Consider the following 21,667-nt stretch of genomic DNA (forward strand, 5'->3'; position numbering starts at 1 on the left):
AGGAGACCATGGCATGGCCCAGGATCGCGTCGAGGCCGTCGAGCGCGCACTGACCGTACTGGAAGCGTTCGATGCCGATCAGGAAGCCTTCACCCTGGCTGAACTCGCCCAGGCGACGGGCTATTACAAAAGCACCCTGCTGCGATTGCTGGGTTCCCTGGCTCGTTTCGATTACGTGCAGCGCAGCCATGATGGGCGCTGGAGCCTGGGTAGCGCCCCGCTTCGCCTGGCACGACGCCATCCCCCCAGCCGGCATCTGACCGCGCGTGTCCAGCCACTACTGGACCGACTGGCCGCCGAGACCGGTGAGACAGCCGCCCTGCTCGAGAATCATGGACACCACGTCGAATGCCGGCTGGTCGCTCTGCCCGATGCCGCACTGCGTCACGAACTGCGGCCGGGAAGCCAGTGGCCCTTGATCGCAGGCGATGACCCCCGCCCCGAGCTGCCTGGCGGTGACATGCTGCTGCACGCCCTGCCCAGCGTGCCCGGCGAACCCAGGCGCTGGCTGACTCTCTCCGGCCCGACGAGCCGTCTCGACGCACGTAGCGAGGCCGCACTAAAAGCGGCGCTGAACGAATTGACGACCGTGGGTAACGAGGGAGAGACGGAGGCCATGACATGAACCTGCTGCTCGTCGAGGATGACCGCCTGCTGGCCGAGACCCTCCAGGACGCCCTCGCCCTGGAGGGTTACGTGGTGACGCATCTGGCCGACGGTGACGCTGCCCGCCGACACCTGGAGAACCCGCAGCACGGCCACGCCCTGGTCCTGCTCGACCTCAACCTGCCCGGCGCCAGCGGCCTCGATGTGCTCGAGACGTTGCGGCGCCTCGACCGCGACACGCCGGTGCTGATACTCACTGCCCGAGGCGCGGTGGAGGATCGCGTGCGGGGGCTCGACCTGGGCGCCGACGACTACCTGGCCAAGCCCTTCTCGCTGGAAGAACTCGAGGCCCGCGTGCGTGCGCTGCTGAGACGGCGGGCCAGGGGACAGGAGCTGCGTGTCGGGGCGCTGCATTTCGACGGTCTGGCACAGCGCTTTACCCTCGCCGGCGAGGCACTGGCCCTGCCGCCCCGCGAGCAGCGACTGCTCGGCTGCCTGATGCGTCACGCCGGCGAGCCCGTCGACAAGGCACGCCTCGCCGACGAAGCCTTCCAGGGCGAACCCATGGGCGACAATGCCATCGAGGTCTACGTGCATCGGCTGCGCAAGCGGCTGGACGGCAGCGACGTCGCCCTGCGCACGGTGCGCGGGCTCGGCTACCTGCTGGAGGCAACGTGAAGCGCGGCGACAGCCTCTACCGCAGGCTGCTGGCCTGGCTACTGCTGCCGTTGCTGGCACTGGGCGGCCTGATGGTATTCCAGGCGTGGGTGGACGCGCGCCATACCGCCGACCGCGCCTTCGACCGATTGCTCGAGGCAGCCAGCCTGGCGATCGCCGAACAGGTCCAGTGGCAGGACGACCGACTGTGGCTCGACCTGCCCCCGGCAGCCCTGGATATGCTCGCCACAGACGCTGAGGAGCGCGTCTTCTACAGCCTGGTGGATCGGGATGGACGCTTTATCACCGGCAATGCCGAGCTGCCCGGCGACGAGCGAGGCGACAGCGAGAGCGGCGACACCCTGCTCTATCGCAACGTCGAATGGCAAGGCATGACGCTCCGCCAGGGCGTGCGCCGTTCCCGCCTGGAGGACTGGCGCCTCAGGGAGCGCTTCGAGATCCGCGTGGCACACAGTCGCGAGGGTCGCGACGCGCTGACCCACGAGCTGCTGCGTGCCAATCTCGCCTACATCCTCGCCATGGCTCTGGTCGCCGTGGTGGTCTTGCTGGTGGCGATCCGCTCGGCACTGCGACCGTTGACGCGACTTAGGCGCGCCATTCGTGCCCGTGACCCGCGCACCCTGGCTCCCCTCGACCTGCCGCTGCCCCGCGAGCTGGCCGAGCTTCGCGAAACACTGAACGAATTGCTGGCGCGTATGCGCCGGGTACGCGCCAACCAGGAACGCTTCATCGGCGACGCCTCGCACCAGCTGCGCACCCCGCTGGCGGGGCTCTCGGCCCGCGCCGAACTGGCCCTGCGCCACGACGACCCCGCCCGCTGGCGCGATGCCCTGAGCGCCATGCAGGCGACCAGCGCCCGCACCGCGCGGCTGGCCATGCAGCTGTTGTCGCTGACGCGTCTCGACAATCCCGAGTACCGCCCCGAACTGACGCCGCTGGATCTCAACGACCTCGCCCGCCAGGCGGTGCGCGACCATTGGGCCGGCTGCCATCGTCAAGGCATCGACCTCGGCGTGGAGTGTGCCTCACGGCCCGTCCGGATCCAGGGCATCGACTGGCAACTGCAGGAGGCGCTGAACAACCTGATCGACAATGCTTGTCGCTACGGTGGCCGGCGTATCACGTTGCGCACCCATGCCCGGCCACCCTTTCTGGAAGTCGAGGACGACGGCCCAGGCATCCCCGAATCGCGCCGCTTGCTGGTGCTGCGTCCCTTCCACCGTGGCGAGGAAGGCGGTGAAGGATCCGGACTCGGCCTGGCCATCGTCGACAGCATTGCCCGCGCCCACGGCGCACGGCTCGAGCTGACCCAGGGCACAGACGGGCAGGGGCTCATCGTACGCTTGCGCTTCAGCGAGGAGAGCCCATGACCCGCCCACTGCTCTGGCTGCTCCTTGGCCTGTGGAGCCTGGCCGCCACGGCCGAGGAGACCCTGCACTACCCTGCCGACCCGGAGGCCGGACCAGCCCAGCCGTTGATCATCCACGCCGCCCTGGACCTGCCACACGTGCGCCCCTTGCTCGAGGCATTCCATCGTCACCATCCGAACATCGAGCTGACCTACCGCAACTTGACGACCCTGGAGCTGCACCAGCACTTCCTGGACGCACCGGATGCCGCCGACGTGGTGCTCTCTTCGGCCATGCCCTGGCAGTACCATCTCGCCAACGACGGCCATGCCCAGCCGCTCGAAAGCGACGTGGCCCGACGCTGGCCGGCATGGGCACAGTGGCGCGGCGAGCTGTTTGCCTTCACCTTCGAGCCGATCGTGATGGTGGTGCATCGCGATCTGATCGAACGCTTCGGCGAGGTGCGCAGCCATGGCGACCTGCTCGAGCTGCTGAGCGACCACGCCGACGCCTTGGCCGGCCGCATCGTTACCTACGATCCGGTACGTAGCGGCGCGGGCTATACCTATGCCATCGAGGAGTCGCGACTCTCGCCGCGTTACTGGGACCTGGTCTCGTCCTTGGGACGCGCCCGCACGGTACTCACCGGCACTACCGGCGAGATGCTCAGCGGGCTAGAAGAGGGACGCTACCTGTTAGGCTACAACCTGCTCGGCAGCTACGTGCGCGACGCGGTGGCCGATCACCCGCAGCTGGTCATGGTGGTACCTGATGACTATGCGCTGGTTACCCAGCGCCTGGCCTTCATTCCACGACTGGCGCCGCATCCCGAATCGGCCGCCCTGTTCATGGACTATCTGCTCAGCGAAGAGGGCCAGCGCGTGATTGCCGAGCAGACCCACCTGGGGGCCATGCATCCCGCCCTGTCCGGTCCAGGCACCGCCGGCGCCCTGCGCGACGAAGTCGGCGACGCCCTGCGCCCGATAGCGATCGGTCCCGGCCTGCTCGCCACCCTGGACCGGCTCAAGCGCGAGGCCCTGCTGGCCCGCTGGCGTCGCGAATTCCAGCGCGACGTGCCGGCGCTACGCTGAACTCCAGTGCACTTCACTCAGGCGAAAGTCGCACCTCCGCCACGCCCTGCCCCAGCATGTCGAGTTCTTCGGCCGCACGTCGCGAGAGATCGATGACCCGACCGCGCACGAAGGGCCCGCGATCGTTGATACGCACCACCGTCTCGAGGCCGTTGTCCAACCGCGTCACCCGGACACGGGTGCCGAATGGCAGGCTGCGGTGCGCCGCCGTCAGCGCGTTGCGGTCGTGGGTTTCGCCACTGGCGGTGCGCCGGCCATGATAGCGGTCGGCATAGAACGAGGCGTGCCCCCGCTCGCCATGCCAGCCGGATGGGGCCGAGGCTCGCTCGACCTGTCGGCCGTCGCGACCGGCACAACCGGCTATAAAGAGCAGTATCAGAAGCGCCAATGCACCTCGCAGCACGCGAGGTGGAATCGGGCCGGCACCAAAAACCGTAGGTGAGAGCATCCTATCAATCCCGATGAAACGTCCCTAACGGACCCGGCCCGACATTAACGGCTTGCCCCGGGCGGGGCAAGCCCATGGCTCAGCCAGCCAGAGTGCGCCTTAGCCTGGGGCTAAGCAATTCGCCGATCACGGTAATCAGCGCCAGCACGGCGAGCAGCCATGGCCAGTGCAGCCCGAACTGCAGGCGCGCGATACCCAGTGCATCGACGAAGATCACCAGGATGCCCAGCGGGCTCACGTAGCGCACCATGAACAGCCACAGCACATGCCAGTGCGGCGCCAGGCCCAGCTCTTCGCGAAAGGTTTCGCTCTTGAGCACGAAACCGGCCAGCAGCACCATGCCCAGGCCGCCGAGCGGCATCATCCAGCGCGAGGTGAGATAGTCCAGCCAGTCGAAGAAGTGACGGCCGCCCAGGGTCCAGTCGGCGCCCAGGTTGAACGACAGCATCGCCAGGGTGCTCACCAGCCACAGCACGATGCCGGTACCCCAGGCCGCGGTACGCCGGGTGATGCCCTTGTTGTCCACCAGCCAGGAAACGGTGGCCTCGACCATGGAGATCGACGAGGTCAGCGCCGCCATCGAGAGCATGACGAAGAACAGCACGCCGAACAGCGTGCCCAGCGGCATCGCCTGGAACGCCAGCGGCAGGCTCATGAACAGTAGCCCCGGGCCGCCTTCCGGACTCATGCCGTTGGCGAAGATGATGGGGAAGATCGCCAGGCCCGCCATCAGCGCTACCAGCGTATCGGCAATTGCGACGCTGAAGGTGGTACGCCCGATCGAAGCACCATCCGGCAGGTAGCTGCCATAGGTGAGGATGGCGCCCGAGGCCAGCGACAGGGTGAAGAAGGCATGGCCCAAGGCGGCCAGCATGCCCTCGCTGGACAGACTGCCGGTGTTGAACGAGAACAGGAAGCTCCACGCCTCGCCGAAGCCGCCCGAGAACGCGCCGTAACCGATCAGGATCAGCAGCATGATGACCATGCCCGGCATCATCCAGCTGACGCTCTTCTCGATGCCCGCCTGAACGCCCTTGCCCACGATCAGCATGGTGGCGAGCGTCACCAGGGTGCTCCAGAAGCCCAGGTTGAACGGGTTCTCGTTGTTGGCGACGAAGATCGCCGCCATGTCGTCGACGCCCGAGCCATTCAGGCCGCCACTCAGCATCTTCCACAGGTATGAGAACGACCAGCCGGCCACGACCACGTAGAACGAAAGGATCATGAAGCCGCACAGCATCGCCATCCAGCCCAGCAGTGACCAGGCAGAGCTTCTGCCGGACTCGGTCACCACCCGGCGCACCGCGTCGATGGGGCTGCCCCGACCACGCCGGCCAAAGGCGATCTCGGTCATCATGACCGGCACACCCACCGCCAGAATGCACACGAGATAGACCAGCACGAAGGCACCGCCGCCATGCTCGCCGGTCATGTAGGGGAACTTCCAGATATTGCCCAGGCCGACGGCGGAACCCGTCGCCGCCAGCACGAAGCCCCAGCGGCCTAGCCACTGGGCGCGGGGTTGTTGCTCGGTCGTCATCACGTCACCAGGGAGTCGTTGTTATGAACTGACGCAGCAATATGCCCGGTGCAACACCGAGATTGCAACGACATTTTCTTGTACTAATTGGAGTGCTCAGGATTTCATCCTGAGTCGTATGAGAAAGCGGCTCCCATCCACGCGATGGGAGCCGCTTGCCGATCAATCCGCCTTGAGCACCCCGCGACGGATCTGATCCTCCTCAATGGATTCGAACAAGGCCTTGAAATTGCCCTCGCCGAAGCCGTCGTTGCCCTTGCGCTGGATGATCTCGAAGAAGATCGGGCCGATTACGGTCTCGGTGAAGATCTGCAGCAGCACGCCCTCATCCGGACCGCCGTCGATCAGCAGGCTCAGCTCACGCAGGTCCTCGACGTTCTCTTCGTGGTTGGGCACCCGCGAGTCGACCTTCTCGTAGTAGGTGTCCGGCGTGGTGAGGAAGGTCACGCCATTGGCGCGCAGCCCCCGCACGGTGGCATAGATGTCGTCGGTGGCCATGGCCAGGTGCTGGATGCCCTCGCCGTTGTATTCGCGAAGGAACTCGGCGATCTGGGAGGTATCATCGGCCGACTCGTTGATGGGAATGTGCATCTTGCCGCAGGGTGCGGTCATGGCGCGGGAGTGCAGGCCGGTCTTCTTGCCCTTGATGTCGAAGTAGCGGTTTTCGCGGAAGTTGGCGATTTCGGTATAGAAGTCGGCCCACTTGTCCATCTGGCCGCGGTCGACGTTATGGGTCAGGTGGTCGAGCACCTTCAGGCCCACGCTGTTGTCGTTGGGCGAACGGCCGGGAATCGGCTCGAAGTCGATGTCGTAGATGGTGCGCCCCTCGCTGTCGACCTTGTTGTCGACGAAATAGAGCAGCGAGCCGCCGATGCCACGCACGGCGGGAATGCCCACCTCTCCGGGGCCGATCGGGTTCTCCACCGCCTCGGCACCATGGGCCAGGGCGTATTCGAAGGCCTGCTTGGCATCAGCCACCTTCCACGCCATGGCACAGGCACAGGGGCCGTGAACCTTGGCAAACTCGGCGGCATGGCTGTCCGGCTCGGCGTTGAGCACGAAGTTGACGTTCTCCTGCTGGAACAGGAACACCTGCTTGGAGCGGTGCTTGCGGGTCTCGGTGAAACCCATGCGGTTGAACAGCGCACGCAGTTCCTCGATGCCTTCGGCGCTGGGTGCGCTGTATTCGACGAACTCGAAGCCGTTGGTACCGATCGGATTGTCTTGCGAGATCGGTGACACGGTCTTGGCGGGTGCGTTCATTGCTTCCTCCAGGGGGTGGACATTGTTATGCAAGCGCAGAGTCTGCGTTGGATGCGGCACGCCTCGAGGTGCCGACTGGTGACTCCAGACTAGTGCGCGCCCCCTCCCCGAGGAACGCCCCGCCGGCGTCTTTGAGAGCGCCGGCTGGGGATAACTGCACATCGATGTGTCAGAAGATCCTTACACCTGAGGTGATCGTGGCGCTGTGGCACTCCGTGCGGTGCGATATCGTGACAGGGCGTAAATATTTCCTTACACCCTAACCCTCTGGGAGGCTTGATCAAGGCATCATCGCTCCACTCGCCAACCTCCACGCCACCCATGCCAGGATGATGCCGATCGCCAGGTCGATGGCCCGCCATACCCGCGGATTGGCCAGCCGTGGGGCCAGCCAGCCGGCCGCCGCCGCCAGGCCGAAGAACCAGCCGAACGACGCCATCGCCGCACCGATAAAGAAACCCAGCGGACTCGGCTGCACCGCTCCGATGGCGCCGAGCAGCACCACCGTTTCCAGATAGACCTGGGGGTTGAGCAGGGTCACCGCCAGCGTTGCCGCCAAGGCAGCCTGCCACGACTGCGCCCTGCCGCCTCCCGCCGCCAGTGCCTGACCGGCAACGACCCGACGGAACGCCAGCCACGCCTGCCAGGCCAGGAAGGCAGCACCTGCCCAACGTGCGGCTTCCATCAGAGCTTCTTGTTGAGCAATCAACACGCCGAGTCCTAGCACGCCCAGTCCCACCAACAGCCAGTCGCATAGCGCACAGACCCCAGCCACTAGCCAGGCGTTCTGCCGCCGCAGACTCTGCTGCAGCACAAAGGCGTTTTGCGCCCCGATGGCCACGATCAACCCGGCACAGATCAGCAACCCGTTGAGCCATGACAACCACATCTCACTCTCTCCTTGGCGAATCGATGCCGCCAAGGCTAATCTCGCCGATAAGATAAGAGAAATGAATAAAGCAACTATGGGATAAGAATTTCTGATGTTTGACTACAAACTGCTCGAAGCGCTGGTGGTAGTGATCGATCAGGGCGGCTTCGAACGCGGGGCCCGTCATCTGGGTCTGACCCAGTCGGCAGTATCCCAGCGCATCAAGCTGCTCGAGGCTCGCCTGGGGCAACCGGTACTGGTACGCAGCCCGCGCCTCGCTCCCACCTCGCTGGGGCGGAAACTGCTCAACCACGCCCAGCAGGTGCGCCTGCTCGAAAGCGATCTGCTGGGTGAGGTGCCGGCTCTGGGAAGTGGCGAGCAGCGCCTGCGCCTGGCGATCAACGCCGATAGCCTGGCCACCTGGTGGCCGGAGGCCATCGGACGCTTCTGCGAGGAGCATCCCGTGCTGTTCGAGCTGGTGGTGGAGGATCAGGAGGTAGCGCTCAAGCGCATGAGAGACGGCGACGTGGCCGGCTGCATCTGCGACTCACCCACGCCGGTGCAAGGCGCACGCAGTCATGCGCTGGGCAGCATGCGCTATCGCGCCCTGGCCAGCCCCGCCTTCGTGGCGCGTCATTTCGCCGAGGGCGTGACGTCGGAGGCGCTGCGCCGGGCGCCGGCCATTGTGTTCGGCCCCGACGACCGCCTACAGCATCGCTACCTGGCCATGCACGGCGTCGAGCCGCCCTTCCCCCACCACCTCTGCCCCTCTTCGGAGGGTTTCGTCGGCCTGGCCCTGGCCGGGCTCGGCTACGGCATGGTGCCGGAGCGTCAGGCCGAGCGCGAACTCAGCGAAGGCCGGCTGCAGGAAATCGACGCGGGACCGCACCTGGCCGAAGGCCGGCTGGTCGGTCTTTCACCCGGCAAGGTGATCGACGTCCCGCTCTACTGGCACCACTGGCGCCAGGGCGGCAAGGTGCTCGACGCCCTCACAGACCACCTGCTGCGCCTGGGCGATGCCTGGCTCATGCAGCTACCCACGGCATGAACGAATCACGAACCGCGCAGCTTGTTTTCTACGCTCGACACCTTGTCGGCCATGGACTGTTCGCGGTCGGTGCGGGTGCCCAGCTTGATGGTGGTGGTGATGCGCGGCGCGCCCATCTCGTGCACTACCTCATGACAGCGTTTGACCACCGCCATCACCTCGTCCCACGGCCCCTCGATGTTGGTACCGTAGGCATGCATGTGATGTTCCAGGCCCGAGGCCTCGATCACCCGCTGACAGGCGGCGATCTGCGGCGAGACCGACACGCCCACTCCCAGCGGGACGACGCAGAGATCGATGATGACGTGCATGGTTCTCTCCTCTTCGTTGTTTCGGACCTTTAATCGGCTCAGGTTGGCTCAGGCTCGCTGACGTGAATGCCGAACAGGCTGGCCTCGCCGGCGCTGCGGCCGAGGGATTCCGGCGCGGCGATGCGGCCATCGCGCACCATCACGTGGCCGCCCTGCCCCTGGGCGCCGCCGATCACGCTGCCCACCAGATAGGTGGGGAAGATGTCGGGGTCGTTCTCGTAGTTGGGGTTGTGGATCAGGCCGATCATCTGGAAGCGCCCGCGGGTGTTGCGCAGCGACTCCAGCGAGTCCTGGATCAGGCGGCGGTGCGAGAGCTTGGAGAACAGGCCGTCGAGCAGGATGACGCTCTCGCGGCTGGTGCGGGCGCGGCGGCGGTGATGCCCCGGCAGTTCACGCAGCTCGCGCTCGATGGCGAACTCGGAGAGCTTGACCAGCCACATCAGCGATACCGCCTCGCGCTGGCCCTCCGACATCTCCTCGTTGAGCGAGAACAGCCGCCCATGGGGGCGGATGGCGTCGTGCTTGAGGCGAATCGCCACGTCGTGGAACAGGCCGCGGTAGATGCGCCGGCGGATCTGGCGCAGCAGGTCGTCGTCGCGCCGGCGCGCCTCGCCATCGACCATGCCGCCGTCGCGCTCGGCACGGCGACGCATGGCCGCCTGGTGCTCGTCGATGTCGGCGAGCAGCGTAGCGATCAACTCGCGCAGCTGGTCGGGGCCGATCAGCGAAGCCTTGACCTCGAAGAAGGCGCCGCCCTCGCCGCTGCTCTTGGCCACACGCTTGAGGATGTCGAGGTTGCCGGCGGCATCCGAGATGATCGAGCTGAGGCGCTCCACCAGGGTGCCTTCGATCTGCTCGCGAGAGGCATGCAGCCGCTCGACCCGTATCTTGTGGTCGTCGAGCTGGCCGGCCAACTGGTCATGCAGACGCGAGAGGTCGTCCAGCGCCTCGGCGCTAGCATGCGTCAGCCCGGCCAGGCGGGCACGCTCGGTGTCGCTGAACATGCGGCTGTGGGCCGCTTCGGCCAGGGCCTCGGCCAGCTTGCGCTCGCCGCCGTCGACCTGGCGCGCCTGGCGCTCGCGGTTGCGCGCCTGCTCGCCCAGGTTGAGTTCGCCCAGGGCATCGACCAGGGTCTGCTGACAGGCTTCCAGCGCTTCGATGTCAAACTCGCCCTGCCCCTCGCTTGCGGCCATGTCATGCCAGGCCTCGAGCGCGGCGTTGCGCGCCGCGTGCTCGTCCGCCTCCCCGGGCCAGCGGCTGGCCTCGGCGAGATCGACCAGCGCTGCCAGGCGCCGCGGCCAGCCCTCGGGCAGGTCGCGCAGTACCCGCAGCCACTCCACCGCCAACTGATCGATGCAGGCCAGCGCCCGGCGCTGCTCGGCCAGGCGTGCTTCCAGGGCGTCGCGCTCCTCTCCCCGGGCCTTGCGCATCTCGCGCAGCTCGCCCAGTTCGCGCCGCACTCGGGCGATCTCGCGCTCGAGCTTCTGGCTGCCGCCGGCGGCGTCGCGCACCTCCAAATAAGCGCGAATGCGGGTGAAGTCGAAGTCGGCGCGGCGGGTCGCCCGGGCCTGAGCGGCTTCCAGTTCCTCCTGCACCTCGGCGGCTGTGAGCATGAAGTCGACGCCACCCTCCGCTTCGAAGCGCGCCAGGGCACGCAGCCGGTCGCGCTCACCGTCGCTGAAGATGCCGCGCAGCTGGGCTTCTGTCTCTTCCACCTGGCGCTTGAGCGTCTCGCGCTGCTCCTCGGCGGCTTCCAGCCGAACGCTTGCCTCGCTCAGGTGGCGTTCGAGTTCGGCGAGGCGCGCCTCCAGCGCCTGTAGCCGCTCGACGCCGCCGGCATCGCTGAACTGCTCGGCGGCGAGCCAGGTCTGGCCATGGGCCTCCAGCTCGCGGGCCGCCGCTTCACGCAACGGTGCGAGTTCAGCCAGCGCCGTCTCGGCTTCGAGCCGCGCCTCGGCGGCCTCCTGCTGGGCGATCTCGCCGCCCTCCTGCAGGTAGCGCTGGTAGTCGTCGATACAGGCAAGCGCGGCGTCGGTGAGCCGCGGCGCCAGCGCCGCATCGCGCACTTCCAGGGCCGCCTGGCGCTCGGCCAGGGCCTCCAGGGCCACCTCGACCTGGGCCTCATCGGCCTCGCGGGCGCGCAGCGCCAGGGCGAAGGTTTCGCCGTGGGGATCGAGCCGCTCGCATTCGACGGCCAGCGCCTTCTGCCGCTCGCGGTCGGCGGCCAGCCGCTTCTCGGTGGCCTCGCGCAGCGCTTCCAGATAGCTCGGGTCCAGCGCCGCTTTCACCGCCAGGGTCTCGACGCCGGCCACTGCTCCCAGGGGCGGTTCGCCCCGGCTCAGCAGGCCGGCCAGCGCCTCAACCTCGAACACCGGCACCGCCAGGCCCGCCTCGATCAGCGTGGCGGCAGCGGACTCGGCAGCCCCGCGCCCGGCCACCACTGGGGCGAACAGCACCCCGGCGGCCTGCACCAGCCACTCGCGGCGCTTCTCGGGGGTATGGATCTCGGCGTTGAGTACCGCGTGCAACGGCTGCCAGGCGATGCCGGCGTCGTCCAGGTGGCGATGCGCCTCGGCCTCCACCACGCGCCGCTCCAGTGGATCGCCGGAGAGGCTTTCCAGGTAGCGCTCCCGGGCGGCGATATCGGCTTCCAGCGTCTCCGCTTCGCGCAGCAACCGCGGGTAGCGGCGCCGGGCGTCGGCCAGCCACTTCTCCGGGGTCAGCTCGCTGCGCTCGGCGAAATCGAGCTGAGCCCGGTGCAGCGTGCGCAGGTGGCTCTCCTCGTCCTGCAGCCGCTTGCGCTCATCACCCAGCTCGCGCTCCGTCTCGCGCAGGCGCGCGCGCAGGTGCACCGGCTCGTCGTCGCCGTGCAGCTCACCGTAACGGCGGGCGGCCTCGGCCAGCGGCGCCAGCCGGGCCAGGGTACGTTCGGCCTCCTGACGGCGCTGCTCGGCCTCGCGATGGTTCGACTCCAGTTCGGCCAGCGCGGTCTTGCGCCGCGACCAGAAGCCGCTCACCTCTTCACCCGGCCAGCCCTCGACGAAGGCGCGCCAGGGCGCCTGGCCGCGGACCAGCAGGCCTTGCTCGCCGCTCAGGCGCTCACGCTCGCCGTTGAGCCGCTCACGCTCGGCCCGGGCGGCCTCGAAGGCGCCGAGCACCTCGTCGCGGCGCCGGATCAGCTCGTCGAGGGACTCGGCCAGCTCGGCCTCGCGCTCCAACTTCTCCTCTAGCCGCTCGGCCGGTGCCAGGTCGGGGCACTCGCGGCGGTAGGCATCATGCCAGGCGGCGATCTGCTTGAGCTCTCCGACGCGGCCCAGGTGCGCGTTGAGGGCGCGGCGAGCGTCGGCGGCCTCGGCCCTGGCCGCCTCGGCGCTGGCTTCGGGGGTCTCCAGCTCGGCCTCGCTGAACAGACCCTCGGCCAAGGCCTGGGTGTAGAAACTCTGGTTGTCGACGAAGTCGCGCTGCTGGGACTCCAGCCGCTCGCGCTCGTGCTCCAGGTCGTCGCGCCGTTCGTCCAGCTCGGCCAGCTCGCGGGTCAGCTCCTCGAGATAGACCCCGTCGCCTATCACCTCTTCGCGGAAGCGGTTGCCGTCGGCGGCCTCGAAGGCCTCGGCGCCTTCGTCCAGCGCGCTCAGGGCGCGGTCACGGGCCGTGTCGTCGGCCAGGGCGTGGCTTTCGGCCAGCCACTCGCGGGCGGCCTTGAAGCTGACGTGGCCAACGTCGCGGTTGAGCGGCCACTCGGCCTGGGGCAGGTGAATCAGCCGTCGGTGCACGTCGACCCGGGCACCACGCTCGGAGAGCGCCTGACGCACGGCCCGCTCGGAAAGACCCGAAAGCGTCGCCAGCAGCGAGGTGGAGACCCTCGGCCGCGAGGTATCGCCGGCGATCCAGGCGAAGCCATCCAATGGAGCGGCGCCACGCGCTTCGGCGTCATCCTCGACGTCCACCTCGGTAGCGGCGCGGGGCAGCCCCGGCAGGCCCAGCAGCGCCTGACCGCCCAGCAAGGCTTCGCTGGCCGCCAGGTCCTGATCAAGCTCCGACAGGCGAGCACGGGCGTCGCGCAACGACTCGCCCTGCTCGCGCAGCTCGGCCAGGCGTACCACCTTGTCGCTGGCGCGGCGCTGGTCGCTCTCGGCTTCTTCCAGGCGATGGCGCAGCTCGGTGATGTTGGTGCCGGAGTTGAGGATCACCTCCTCGATCAGCTCCTCGCTCTCGTCGGTCTCGCCGCGGGTGGCGCCGGAGAGGATTTCTGGGGCCAGCACCTCGAAGAAGAACGCCTGATCGGCCTTCTCGCCGGCGCGGGGCTTGATGGCGTTGAAGATCTGGCTCTTGTCGGCGCCGCCCTCCTTCTGGAAGGCGGCAAGCTGGGCCAGCTCGCGTCGGGAGACGTGGGCGCCCACCGCCTCCAGCCACTCCTCGCGGTTGTGGGTCAGGCGCACGCCACGCTCGGCCATGGCCGCCTTGACGTCGCGGTTGGCGTATAGCGCCAGCTTGCCGTCGAGGGTCAGGTGGTGCACCGGCACGTCTTCGAGGCGCCCGGCATAGTGGTAGAAGGAAAGCCCGCTGCCATCGCTGTAGCCGTAGAAGCCGAAGACGAAGGTCTCGCCGGCCACTTCCTCACCCGCCGCAGCGAGCATGTCGTCCTGGCGCTCAAGCCCGCTGCGTGAACGGAACTCCACGCGCAGGTGGCTCCAGCTACGTGCGCTGCCACCTACCGCCGAGGGCGAGCACTTGCGCCGGGTACGCGAGAGCAGCGTGCGATCCCGCGACAGCAGGCCGATCAGCGCTTCGGAGAGCGTGGTCTTGCCGAAGCCGTTCTCCATGCTGATGGCGCTCGACTGGCCGCGCAGATCGAGCAGCAGGTGACGCATCTTGGCATCCCAGGGCGAGGCCACGTCGCCGTGCTTGTTGAGCAGGTTGGCGACCTCGATGCGGTTGATCACGCTCATGCCTGGGTCTCCTCGTGCTCGTCGATGGCGGCTTCGTACTCTTCGTCCCGATAGCGGCCCTGGGCGCGGCCCTGGGCCAGCGCCTGCAGGTGGCCGAGCTGATGAATGCCGATCTGCTCGCTCTCCAGCGCGCCCAGCAGGGTCTGCTGCCACACCTCGCCGACGCTCTCCTCGGCGCCGGCACTCGCTTCGGCGTCGCGCAGGCCTTCGAGCAGCCCGGCGCGCACCTGCAGGTCGATGAAGGCACGCACCCGGCGGCTGATGTCCTCGCCGCGCTCCTCCAGCAGCACGCGGCTGCTCTCCGGCGCCTCTTCGCCCAGGCTACGCAGCGCCTCGAGCTGGTCGCGCATCAGCTCGACCAGCTCGGCCCCGGCGAAGGTGGCCTCCTGGTAGCGACTGACGTCGGAGAGCGCGCGGTTGTAGCGGGTGTAGAGCAGCGTGTGCATCAGCAGCCACAGCTGCAGGTACCACTGGGCCAGCTCGGCGCGGCTCTCCTGGCGCAGCTTGAGCGCCTCGAACACCGGTTCGCGGGTGTAGAGCGGCGGCTGCTCCAGTTCCGGGTCGGGCAGCAGCGCGTAGTAGCGCGAGCCGGGCGCAATGCCGGGGTAATCGCCGGACTCGAAGGCCTTGAGCCTCAGGCCCTGCCCGGCCAGGAAGTCGCGCAGCGCCTCGCGCTCGGCCTCGCTGGCGTCGTCGATCAGCGCGCAGACATCGCGCTCGGAGAGCTGGCCCTCACGGGCGGCACGGCGTTTGCGCCCGCCGCCCGGGGTGCGTTCAGCACTGCGATAGCGCAGCAGGTAGGCGACCACCTCGCCCATCTCGGTCATGTTCATACGGGCTCGTCCTGATCGATTCGCGATTTAACGTCATTTGAGGCAGCGGACGCCTTCAAGGTCTGAGGCGCGGCTTCGGCCGCCTGTAAAAAGAAGCCGAGGGACGGGGTCACGGCCCCCTCGATGCGTCGGCCGTCGTCGAGCTCGAGCTCGAATGGCGTTGCGTCGATGCCCACCGTCAGCCCCGGAGCGAGCAGTTCGGTATCGACGAAGGTGTTGAGCAGTTGGGCCAGGCAGTCGTCCTCCTCGAAGCGGTGCCAGCCCTCGGCCAGCGCCTCGGGCAGCGACAGCGGCGCGCGCCTGAGACGCTGGCGCAGCGCCGGCCCCTGCGCTTCGAGGAAGCGTGCCAGCAGCGGGTCCTCGGGGGCGGCGTCGCGCGCCTCGTCGAACACCAGCGCCACCGGGCTGACCTCGGCGCGGCGGCTCTCGAGCAGCGGCACTAGCGGCGCCAGGCGCGGGAAGGTGGCCTGCACATGCAGCGGCATCATGCGCGCCACCACGGCGTCGCGCAGCGCGCCTGCAGGCGGCGCCTCGAGCAGCTGGCGCGCCATGTCCTGGAAGTCGATCACGCCCATCGCCTGGATGCGCCCCTCGGCGATATCGGCCAAAAGCTCGGAGAGCCGCCGCGAGAGGTTCTCGATGGCGGTGAGCACGCGGCCGATGGCGCTTGCGAGCACACGCAGGTCCCAGTCGTCGGACTGCGCCTCGCGCCAGCTCTCGAAGCGCTCCATCAGGCGCGGCGTGGCGAGCTGGGCACGGGCATCGAGCAGCGTCTGCTGAATGTTGGTCAGGGCATTGTGGTAGTGGCGCTCGTTGTCGAGCAGCGCAGAGAGCTTGCCTTCGCGGGTGGGATTCTCGCGCACCCGCCGCAGCTCCTGGGTCAGGGCGCGGATCGCCAGCAGGATCTGGTTGGTGATGTCGGGAATGCGGGAGAAATCGCCCCGCGCCAGCGCCGCCAGCACCTTGGCGGCGTCGTATTCCGAATAGAGCAGATCCTCCACCTGACTGGCCAGGGTCACCGCCTGGCGGCCGCTCGGGGTGAGGCGCACCTGGCCGGTCTGGCCCTGTTTCTCTATCAGCGCGGTGCGCTTGGTGCTGCGCCGGTTACGCTCCTCTGCCGTCGCGTCGTCGACCGTCGTCGGCGATGGCTGCCGGAAGTGAATCTCGCTGGGGGTGGCGAGCAGGTTGATGACGAAGCTCAGGTCATCGTGGGGCAGCCCCGGGTAGCTCTCACGCAGGTGATTGAGGCAGCGGCTCTGAGAGACGAAGGCGCTGTTGGTGGCGAAATCCTCGTCGAGCAGGTAGTCGAGCAGCAGGCAACCGAGGTCGAGCCAGTAGCCGTCGCGCAGCCCGCGACGCTGCTCCTGGCTCACCTGGACGAAGGGCGAGCCGGGCTCGTGGGCGCTGTCGTGCAGGTCGATCAGCCGCGTCGTGGCGATCAGCAGCTTGCTCCAGGCGGTCATGAGGTCTTCCCTGCGGGCGAAAAAGAAAAAGGAGCATTATGCCAAGCCCGGCTGCCCGGGTCATGACGTGGTTGTCCCCAACTCTCCACGCTCGACGTGGTCTTGCCACGGGAAGTGCCTGAGGAAAGCCGAGCTAGAGGTGATTCAGGAAAAAGCGGGTAGCTTGGCGCTCGACCTCCTCGAGCTTGCCGGGCTCCTCGAACAGATGTGAGGCACCGGGCACGATGACCAGCTCGCACTCGCTGACGGCGGTCATCCGATCCCTGGCTTGCTGGTTGAGGTCGATCACCGGTTCGTCCCAGCCCCCCACCAGCAGGAGGGTCGGCGCTTTGACCTTCGCCAGGTGCCGGCCGGCCAGGTCGGGGCGCCCGCCCCGGGATACTACCGCACGCACCTGCTCCGGACGTTCGGCAGCGGCGATCAATGCAGCAGCAGCCCCGGTGCTGGCACCGAACAAGCCAATCGAGAGATGCCGTGTGAGATCGTCTGTCGCCACCCAGCCTACTGCCGCTGTCAGGCGCGAGCCAATCAACGGTATGTCGAAGCGCAACTGCCGGGTGCGCTCGTCGATCACGTTCTCCTCCGGTGTCAACAGGTCGAACAGCAGCGTCGCCAGACCGTTCTCGGCAAGATGCCGCGACACCTGTCGATTGCGGCTACTGAAACGGCTGCTGCCGCTGCCATGGGCAAACACCACGATGCCGGTCGCCTCTTGGGGCAAAATCAGATCGCCTTCCAGCGCGACGCCGTCGGCATCGATCACGATACTCCTGGGCGTGAGCGTCATCGAACACCTCCTATTGTGCTGCTCGATCCCACTCCAAAGTGTAGGCACCCTGGCACGCTCCCTACACGCGCCCGCTGCTCTCCCCCGTGGCCACCCCACCGGCAATCAGATGCGCCACGCGTAGCGGCTCGGGCACATTGCCATGGGGCGTGGTCGCGCGTATCGCCGCGGCCGCCTCCTCCCTGCTCAGCCCCATGCGCTGCACGTAGACGCTCGCCAGCGGCTCCATTTCCCCGAGCCGCTCGACCAGCGCCCACTTGCGGGCCCCGCCAGGAATGCGCTCGAGCAGGGCCCGACGCATGGCACCCTGGCGCGGTGCCCGGCGCGCCACCACCAGTACCGGCAGGCCGAGCTCGGCGTGCAAGCGCGGCACGTCGATCACGTTGAAACCGGCCAGGGCCACGCCCTGCAGCATGATCAGTTGCAGGTGCGCGGCAAAGCGCGAACTGCCGGCCAGGTGAATCAGCTCCCGTGTACTGTTGACGCCATCCCGGCGCACCTTGCCGGAAAGCACCCCCTCCAGGCGCAGCCCCGAGAATACCGTGCCGACGATGGGCACATCGCCACGATGGCCGCGCGGGAACGGACAATCGTCGAAACCGACGATATGCGAGAATGTGCGTCCGGTGGTTGCCATGGCCTCCGCCTCGAGTCGATAGAATTCAGCGTTTAGAACAACAGAGCAGGGAGCGCCTACATGATCGATCAAACGTTACAGCGGGTCTTCGGCTATGACGACTTCCGCCCTGGGCAGCGCCCGGTCATCGAAGCGATCACCGCCGGCCGTTCGGCGGCGGCGATCTTTCCCACCGGCTCGGGCAAGTCGCTGTGCTATCAGCTGCCGGCGCTGCACCTCCCCCACCTGACCCTAGTCATCTCGCCGCTGCTGGCACTGATGCAGGATCAGCTCGCCTTCCTGGCCCGTCACGGTATCGCCGCCGCCAGCATCGACTCGGGCCAGAGCCCCGAGGAGACGGCGGCGGTGATGGAGGGCGTCAAGCGCGGCGAGATCCGCATCCTCATGGTCTCGGTGGAGCGGCTCAAGAACGAGCGCTTTCGCGCCTTCATCCGCCGCGTGCCGATCTCGCTGTTGGTGGTGGACGAGGCCCACTGCATCTCCGAATGGGGCCACAACTTCCGCCCCGATTACCTCAAGCTACCCCACTACCGCCATGAGTTCGGCATTCCCCAGGTACTGCTGCTGACCGCCACGGCCACGCCGCGGGTGATCGCCGACATGCGCGAGCGCTTCGACATTGCCGAGGGCGACGTCACCGCCACCGGTTTCTACCGCCCCAATCTCAACCTGGAAGTGGCGCCGGTGCCGGCCGAGATGCGCCCACGCCGCCTGGTCGAGTGGCTCCGGCCCAGGCTCGGCGGCGAGCCGCCCCAGCCCACCATCGTCTACGTCACCCTGCAGCAGACCGCCGAGCGCCTGGCCGCTTACCTGAGCAAGGCTGGCTTCGCTGCCATCGCCTATCACGCCGGGCTCGACAGCGAGACCCGCGAGTGTATCCAGCGCGACTTCATGGCCGGCCATACGCCCTGCATCGTTGCCACCATCGCCTTCGGCATGGGCATCGACAAGGCCGACATCCGCAACGTGGTGCACTTCGACCTGCCCAAGTCGGTGGAAAACTACAGCCAGGAAATCGGCCGCGCCGGCCGCGACGGAAAGCCCTCCGACTGCCTGATGCTGGCCGGGCGCGATAACGTCAACGTGCTGGAGAACTTCGTCTACGGCGACACCCCGGAACCCCACGGCATCCGCATGGTGATCGACGAGCTGATCGAGGCGACCGGCACCGGGCGCCAGTGGCAACTGGTGCTCAACACGCTTTCCCAGCACAGCAATATTCGCCCGCTGCCGCTCAAGACCCTGCTGGTGCAGCTCGAACTACGCGGCATCGTCGCACCGCGCTACAGCTACTTCGCCGAGTACCGCTTCCGCCTGCACGACGAGCCAGAGGTGCTGATAGCGCGCTTCGAAGGCGAGCGCAGCGCCTTCGTCCAGGCGATTCTCGACGCCTCGCAGCGTGCCCGCACCTGGTTCAGCCTCGACTTCGCGGCCCTCGAACGGCTGGGCCAAGAGCGCGGTCTCAACGTCGAACGCGCCCGCGTGCTCACTGCCCTGGATTATTTCGTCGCCCAGGGCTGGATGGTGCTCGAAAGCAAGCAGATGACCGAGGTCTACGAGGTGCTGCGCAGCAATATCGACCCGGCGGCCCTGAGCGAGGAGCTGCACGCCTATTTCCATGACAAGGAACGGGCCGAAGTCGAGCGCCTGCACGCCATGCTGGCGTTGTTCGAGAGCGAGGCGTGCCTGAGCCGCCGGCTGGCCGAATGGTTCGGCGACACCCGGGCACCCGAGCGCTGCGGCCACTGTTCGGCCTGTCGCGGTGATATCGCCCGTCTGCCTGAGCCCGAGCCGCTCGAACCGCTTTCGAGCGAGACCGTGGCACGGCTCGCGGACGAGCTGATGCAGCAACTGACGGCAAGCGACGAGCCCCATTCTGCCACCCCCGACCTGCTGGCACGCTTCCTGTGCGGTCTGACCAGCCCTCTGCTCACCCGCCTCAAGGCGCGCCGCCTTGCCGGCTTCGGCGCGCTGGAAGCGTACCGTTACGCCGAGGTCAGGGAACTGGCCGCTCGCACTCCAGGGGTCGAGGATCAGGCATCGGCGGCACCGATGCCGTAATGGCGCAGCTTATTGGCGATGGTGGTATGCGAGACTCCCAACCGCTTGGCCAGCTGACGGCTCGAGGGGTACTGCGGATAGAGCGAAGCCAGGATACGACGCTCCACGTCGCCCATGATGTCGGCAAGTGAGCCGTCGAGATCGATGCCCGACAACCCCGGCGCCTGGCCCACGTCCGGCAGGCGCAGGTGGGCGGGTTCGATGGCATCGCCCTCGCACAGCGAGACCGCCTGGAACAGCACGTTCTCCAGCTGGCGCACGTTGCCAGGCCAGTGATAGGTGGAGAGCCTGGCCAGCGCCGCCGGCGAAAGCGAGGGCATGCGACAGCCGATCTGGCGGGCGGCGCGATCGATGAAGTGCAGCGCCATGGCCTCGATGCCATCGAGGCAGTCGCGCAGCGGTGGCACCGTCAGCGACAGCACGTTGAGCCGGTGGTAAAGATCCTGGCGGAAGTGGCCCTCGGCGCACAGCTTTGGCAGGTCCTGCTGGGTGGCGCAGATCACCCGCACGTCGAGATAGGTCTCCTCGTCGCTGCCGACCCGGCGAAAGCCGCCGTCCTGCAGGAAGCGCAGCAGCTTGACCTGCAACCGCGGGCTCATCTCGCCGACCTCGTCGAGGAAGATGGTGCCGCCCGCGGTCATCTCCAGCAGGCCGAGCTTGCCCTCGGGGCGCGCGCCCTCGAAGGCTCCTGGCGCATAGCCGAACAGCTCCGTCTCGGCCATCGACTCCGGCAGGCCGGCGCAGTTGAGCGCCATGAACGGCGACTGCCCGCGAGCGCTGGCAAGGTGGCAGGCCCGTGCCAGCAGCTCCTTGCCGGTGCCGGTCTCGCCGTGGATCAGCAGCGGCGCATCCAGCGGTGCCATGCGCCGCGCCTCGCGAATCAGCGCGGCCAGCCTGGGGCTCGCCTGGAACAGCGCATCGAAGCCGCGCAGCTCCTGGCGCTGGACCTGGTAGATGCGCTCGCCGATACGATCGGCGCTGTGCAAGGTCACCACGGCGCCGGCCAGGGAGGCCACGTCGTCGTGATGCTCGCGGTGCAGCGGGGCGATGTCGGCGAGGAAGGTCGCGTCGCGCAGCTTGATGCGCAGGCCGTTGACCCGCGCATTGTTGCGCCTGACCAGCGCCGGCAGATCCACGTCGGGCAGGTAGCGATTCAGCGACAGCCCCGGCACCTCGTCGATACGCACTCCAAGCAGCTGCCCCGCCGCGCGGTTGGCGGCCACGATGTGCCCCTCCATGTCGATCGACATCACCGGATCGGAGAGCGACGACAGCAGCGCATCGAGTTCCAGGTGGCGCCGCTCGCTGGGCATCAGGCTGACCCGGCGCACACCGAATACTCCCGGTATCGCCTCTAGCACCGGTTTCAGCGTAGCCAGCTGCGCATTGAGCAGGTTGGGAATATGCAGATAGATGGCGTTGCCGTGCTCTCCGCCGACTTCACCACGCGCCACGTTGAGACCGTAGTCGACGAAGTGCGAAACGATGTCACGCAGAATGCCGATACGGTTCTGGCAGTGAAACCTCAATCTCATGGGCTAGTCCCTGCGGCGTGGACGGAATGCCGCTGGTCCCGCCAGCGGCAAAATACGTCAAGGTGACGTGACTTGGCTGTAAAGATAACGTGACGGCTGTTCGGGTACAAAGGCGCAGTCGCACCCGGTCGAAGACCAATGGCACGAGGCAGGAACGAGTCGTCAGGTTTTCTTTACACCTCGACACGGTTCCGCGC

Annotated in this window: 17 protein-coding genes; 6 read left to right on the plus strand and 11 right to left on the minus strand. The window is 67.5% G+C overall.

What is annotated here, in order from left to right; all coding sequences use genetic code 11:
* Positions 1-13: 13 nt before the first annotated feature.
* The 4 genes from HNO53_RS11675 to HNO53_RS11690 are packed head-to-tail and all read left to right on the plus strand — an operon-like array spanning position 14 to position 3,724.
* Complete coding sequence (locus tag HNO53_RS11675; protein WP_209472286.1) at positions 14-625, plus strand: IclR family transcriptional regulator; 612 nt, start codon at positions 14-16, stop codon at positions 623-625.
* A complete protein-coding gene (locus HNO53_RS11680; RefSeq protein ID WP_209472287.1) occupies positions 622-1,284 on the plus strand; it encodes a response regulator transcription factor in 663 nt (220 codons plus the stop codon). The genes HNO53_RS11675 and HNO53_RS11680 overlap by 4 nt, the downstream gene beginning before the upstream one ends.
* Positions 1,281-2,654 carry a sensor histidine kinase gene (locus HNO53_RS11685; protein ID WP_209472288.1) on the plus strand — a complete coding sequence of 458 codons (1,374 nt, stop codon included), beginning with the start codon at positions 1,281-1,283 and terminating at the stop codon, positions 2,652-2,654. Before HNO53_RS11680 ends, HNO53_RS11685 begins: the two co-directional genes overlap by 4 nt.
* Complete coding sequence (locus HNO53_RS11690) at positions 2,651-3,724, plus strand: ABC transporter substrate-binding protein (RefSeq protein WP_209472289.1); 1,074 nt, start codon at positions 2,651-2,653, stop codon at positions 3,722-3,724. The genes HNO53_RS11685 and HNO53_RS11690 overlap by 4 nt, the downstream gene beginning before the upstream one ends.
* A 13-nt stretch (positions 3,725-3,737) precedes the next feature.
* On the opposite strand, the gene HNO53_RS11695 is transcribed toward HNO53_RS11690, so the two are convergent.
* From HNO53_RS11695 to HNO53_RS11710, 4 genes are all read right to left on the minus strand, one after another.
* Positions 3,738-4,112, minus strand: a complete 375-nt coding sequence (locus tag HNO53_RS11695) for a septal ring lytic transglycosylase RlpA family protein (protein ID WP_242597405.1) — start codon at positions 4,110-4,112, stop codon at positions 3,738-3,740.
* A 139-nt stretch (positions 4,113-4,251) separates the two neighbouring features.
* Complete coding sequence (locus HNO53_RS11700) at positions 4,252-5,712, minus strand: sodium-dependent transporter (protein ID WP_209472291.1); 1,461 nt, start codon at positions 5,710-5,712, stop codon at positions 4,252-4,254.
* Between the two features lie 162 nt (positions 5,713-5,874).
* Complete coding sequence (hppD, locus tag HNO53_RS11705; protein ID WP_209472292.1) at positions 5,875-6,975, minus strand: 4-hydroxyphenylpyruvate dioxygenase; 1,101 nt, start codon at positions 6,973-6,975, stop codon at positions 5,875-5,877.
* Between the two features lie 280 nt (positions 6,976-7,255).
* Positions 7,256-7,864, minus strand: coding sequence for a LysE/ArgO family amino acid transporter (locus tag HNO53_RS11710; RefSeq protein WP_209472293.1), 609 nt, complete (start codon positions 7,862-7,864; stop codon positions 7,256-7,258).
* Between the two features lie 94 nt (positions 7,865-7,958).
* Between HNO53_RS11710 and HNO53_RS11715 the strand changes: the two genes are divergently transcribed.
* Positions 7,959-8,894, plus strand: a complete 936-nt coding sequence (locus tag HNO53_RS11715; protein WP_209472294.1) for a LysR family transcriptional regulator ArgP — start codon at positions 7,959-7,961, stop codon at positions 8,892-8,894.
* Between the two features lie 5 nt (positions 8,895-8,899).
* Here HNO53_RS11715 and HNO53_RS11720 read toward each other — a convergent pair whose 3' ends face one another.
* The 6 genes from HNO53_RS11720 to HNO53_RS11745 form a co-directional block, all read right to left on the minus strand.
* Complete coding sequence (locus HNO53_RS11720) at positions 8,900-9,205, minus strand: MTH1187 family thiamine-binding protein (protein ID WP_086511966.1); 306 nt, start codon at positions 9,203-9,205, stop codon at positions 8,900-8,902.
* 38 nt (positions 9,206-9,243) lie between these two features.
* Positions 9,244-14,154, minus strand: coding sequence for a coiled-coil domain-containing protein (locus tag HNO53_RS11725; RefSeq protein WP_209472295.1), 4,911 nt, complete (start codon positions 14,152-14,154; stop codon positions 9,244-9,246).
* On the minus strand, positions 14,151-14,987 hold the full coding sequence (locus tag HNO53_RS11730) for a hypothetical protein (RefSeq protein WP_209472296.1): 837 nt from the start codon (positions 14,985-14,987) through the stop codon (positions 14,151-14,153). Before HNO53_RS11730 ends, HNO53_RS11725 begins: the two co-directional genes overlap by 4 nt.
* Positions 14,984-16,450 carry a hypothetical protein gene (locus HNO53_RS11735; protein WP_242597406.1) on the minus strand — a complete coding sequence of 489 codons (1,467 nt, stop codon included), beginning with the start codon at positions 16,448-16,450 and terminating at the stop codon, positions 14,984-14,986. Before HNO53_RS11735 ends, HNO53_RS11730 begins: the two co-directional genes overlap by 4 nt.
* A gap of 133 nt (positions 16,451-16,583) precedes the next feature.
* Positions 16,584-17,237, minus strand: a complete 654-nt coding sequence (locus HNO53_RS11740) for a dienelactone hydrolase family protein (protein ID WP_209472297.1) — start codon at positions 17,235-17,237, stop codon at positions 16,584-16,586.
* Positions 17,238-17,298: 61 nt separating this feature from the next.
* Complete coding sequence (locus HNO53_RS11745; protein ID WP_209472298.1) at positions 17,299-17,874, minus strand: endonuclease dU; 576 nt, start codon at positions 17,872-17,874, stop codon at positions 17,299-17,301.
* 60 nt (positions 17,875-17,934) lie between these two features.
* On the opposite strand from HNO53_RS11745, the gene HNO53_RS11750 reads away from it, so the two are divergent.
* Positions 17,935-19,935, plus strand: a complete 2,001-nt coding sequence (locus tag HNO53_RS11750) for a RecQ family ATP-dependent DNA helicase (protein ID WP_209472299.1) — start codon at positions 17,935-17,937, stop codon at positions 19,933-19,935.
* Here the strand turns inward: HNO53_RS11750 and HNO53_RS11755 are convergent.
* Complete coding sequence (locus tag HNO53_RS11755; protein WP_209472300.1) at positions 19,908-21,470, minus strand: sigma-54-dependent transcriptional regulator; 1,563 nt, start codon at positions 21,468-21,470, stop codon at positions 19,908-19,910. The genes HNO53_RS11750 and HNO53_RS11755 overlap by 28 nt on opposite strands.
* Between the last annotated feature and the right edge of the window lie 197 nt (positions 21,471-21,667).

The sequence above is a fragment of the Billgrantia antri genome (genome assembly GCF_017868935.1).
Lineage (GTDB): Bacteria > Pseudomonadota > Gammaproteobacteria > Pseudomonadales > Halomonadaceae > Halomonas > Halomonas antri.

Bases quoted from the DNA above. Each gene is read 5' to 3' on its own strand.
- HNO53_RS11675 (WP_209472286.1), top strand. From the start codon at position 14: ATGGCCCAGGATCGCGTCGAGGCCGTCGAGCGCGCACTGACCGTACTG.
- HNO53_RS11680 (WP_209472287.1), top strand. From the start codon at position 622: ATGAACCTGCTGCTCGTCGAGGATGACCGCCTGCTGGCCGAGACCCTC.
- HNO53_RS11690 (WP_209472289.1), top strand. From the start codon at position 2,651: ATGACCCGCCCACTGCTCTGGCTGCTCCTTGGCCTGTGGAGCCTGGCC.
- HNO53_RS11700 (WP_209472291.1), bottom strand. From the start codon at position 5,712: ATGACGACCGAGCAACAACCCCGCGCCCAGTGGCTAGGCCGCTGGGGC.
- hppD (WP_209472292.1), bottom strand. From the start codon at position 6,975: ATGAACGCACCCGCCAAGACCGTGTCACCGATCTCGCAAGACAATCCG.
- HNO53_RS11710 (WP_209472293.1), bottom strand. From the start codon at position 7,864: ATGTGGTTGTCATGGCTCAACGGGTTGCTGATCTGTGCCGGGTTGATC.
- HNO53_RS11715 (WP_209472294.1), top strand. From the start codon at position 7,959: ATGTTTGACTACAAACTGCTCGAAGCGCTGGTGGTAGTGATCGATCAG.
- HNO53_RS11720 (WP_086511966.1), bottom strand. From the start codon at position 9,205: ATGCACGTCATCATCGATCTCTGCGTCGTCCCGCTGGGAGTGGGCGTG.
- HNO53_RS11725 (WP_209472295.1), bottom strand. From the start codon at position 14,154: ATGAGCGTGATCAACCGCATCGAGGTCGCCAACCTGCTCAACAAGCAC.
- HNO53_RS11730 (WP_209472296.1), bottom strand. From the start codon at position 14,987: ATGAACATGACCGAGATGGGCGAGGTGGTCGCCTACCTGCTGCGCTAT.
- HNO53_RS11735 (WP_242597406.1), bottom strand. From the start codon at position 16,450: ATGACCGCCTGGAGCAAGCTGCTGATCGCCACGACGCGGCTGATCGAC.
- HNO53_RS11740 (WP_209472297.1), bottom strand. From the start codon at position 17,237: ATGACGCTCACGCCCAGGAGTATCGTGATCGATGCCGACGGCGTCGCG.
- HNO53_RS11745 (WP_209472298.1), bottom strand. From the start codon at position 17,874: ATGGCAACCACCGGACGCACATTCTCGCATATCGTCGGTTTCGACGAT.
- HNO53_RS11750 (WP_209472299.1), top strand. From the start codon at position 17,935: ATGATCGATCAAACGTTACAGCGGGTCTTCGGCTATGACGACTTCCGC.
- HNO53_RS11755 (WP_209472300.1), bottom strand. From the start codon at position 21,470: ATGAGATTGAGGTTTCACTGCCAGAACCGTATCGGCATTCTGCGTGAC.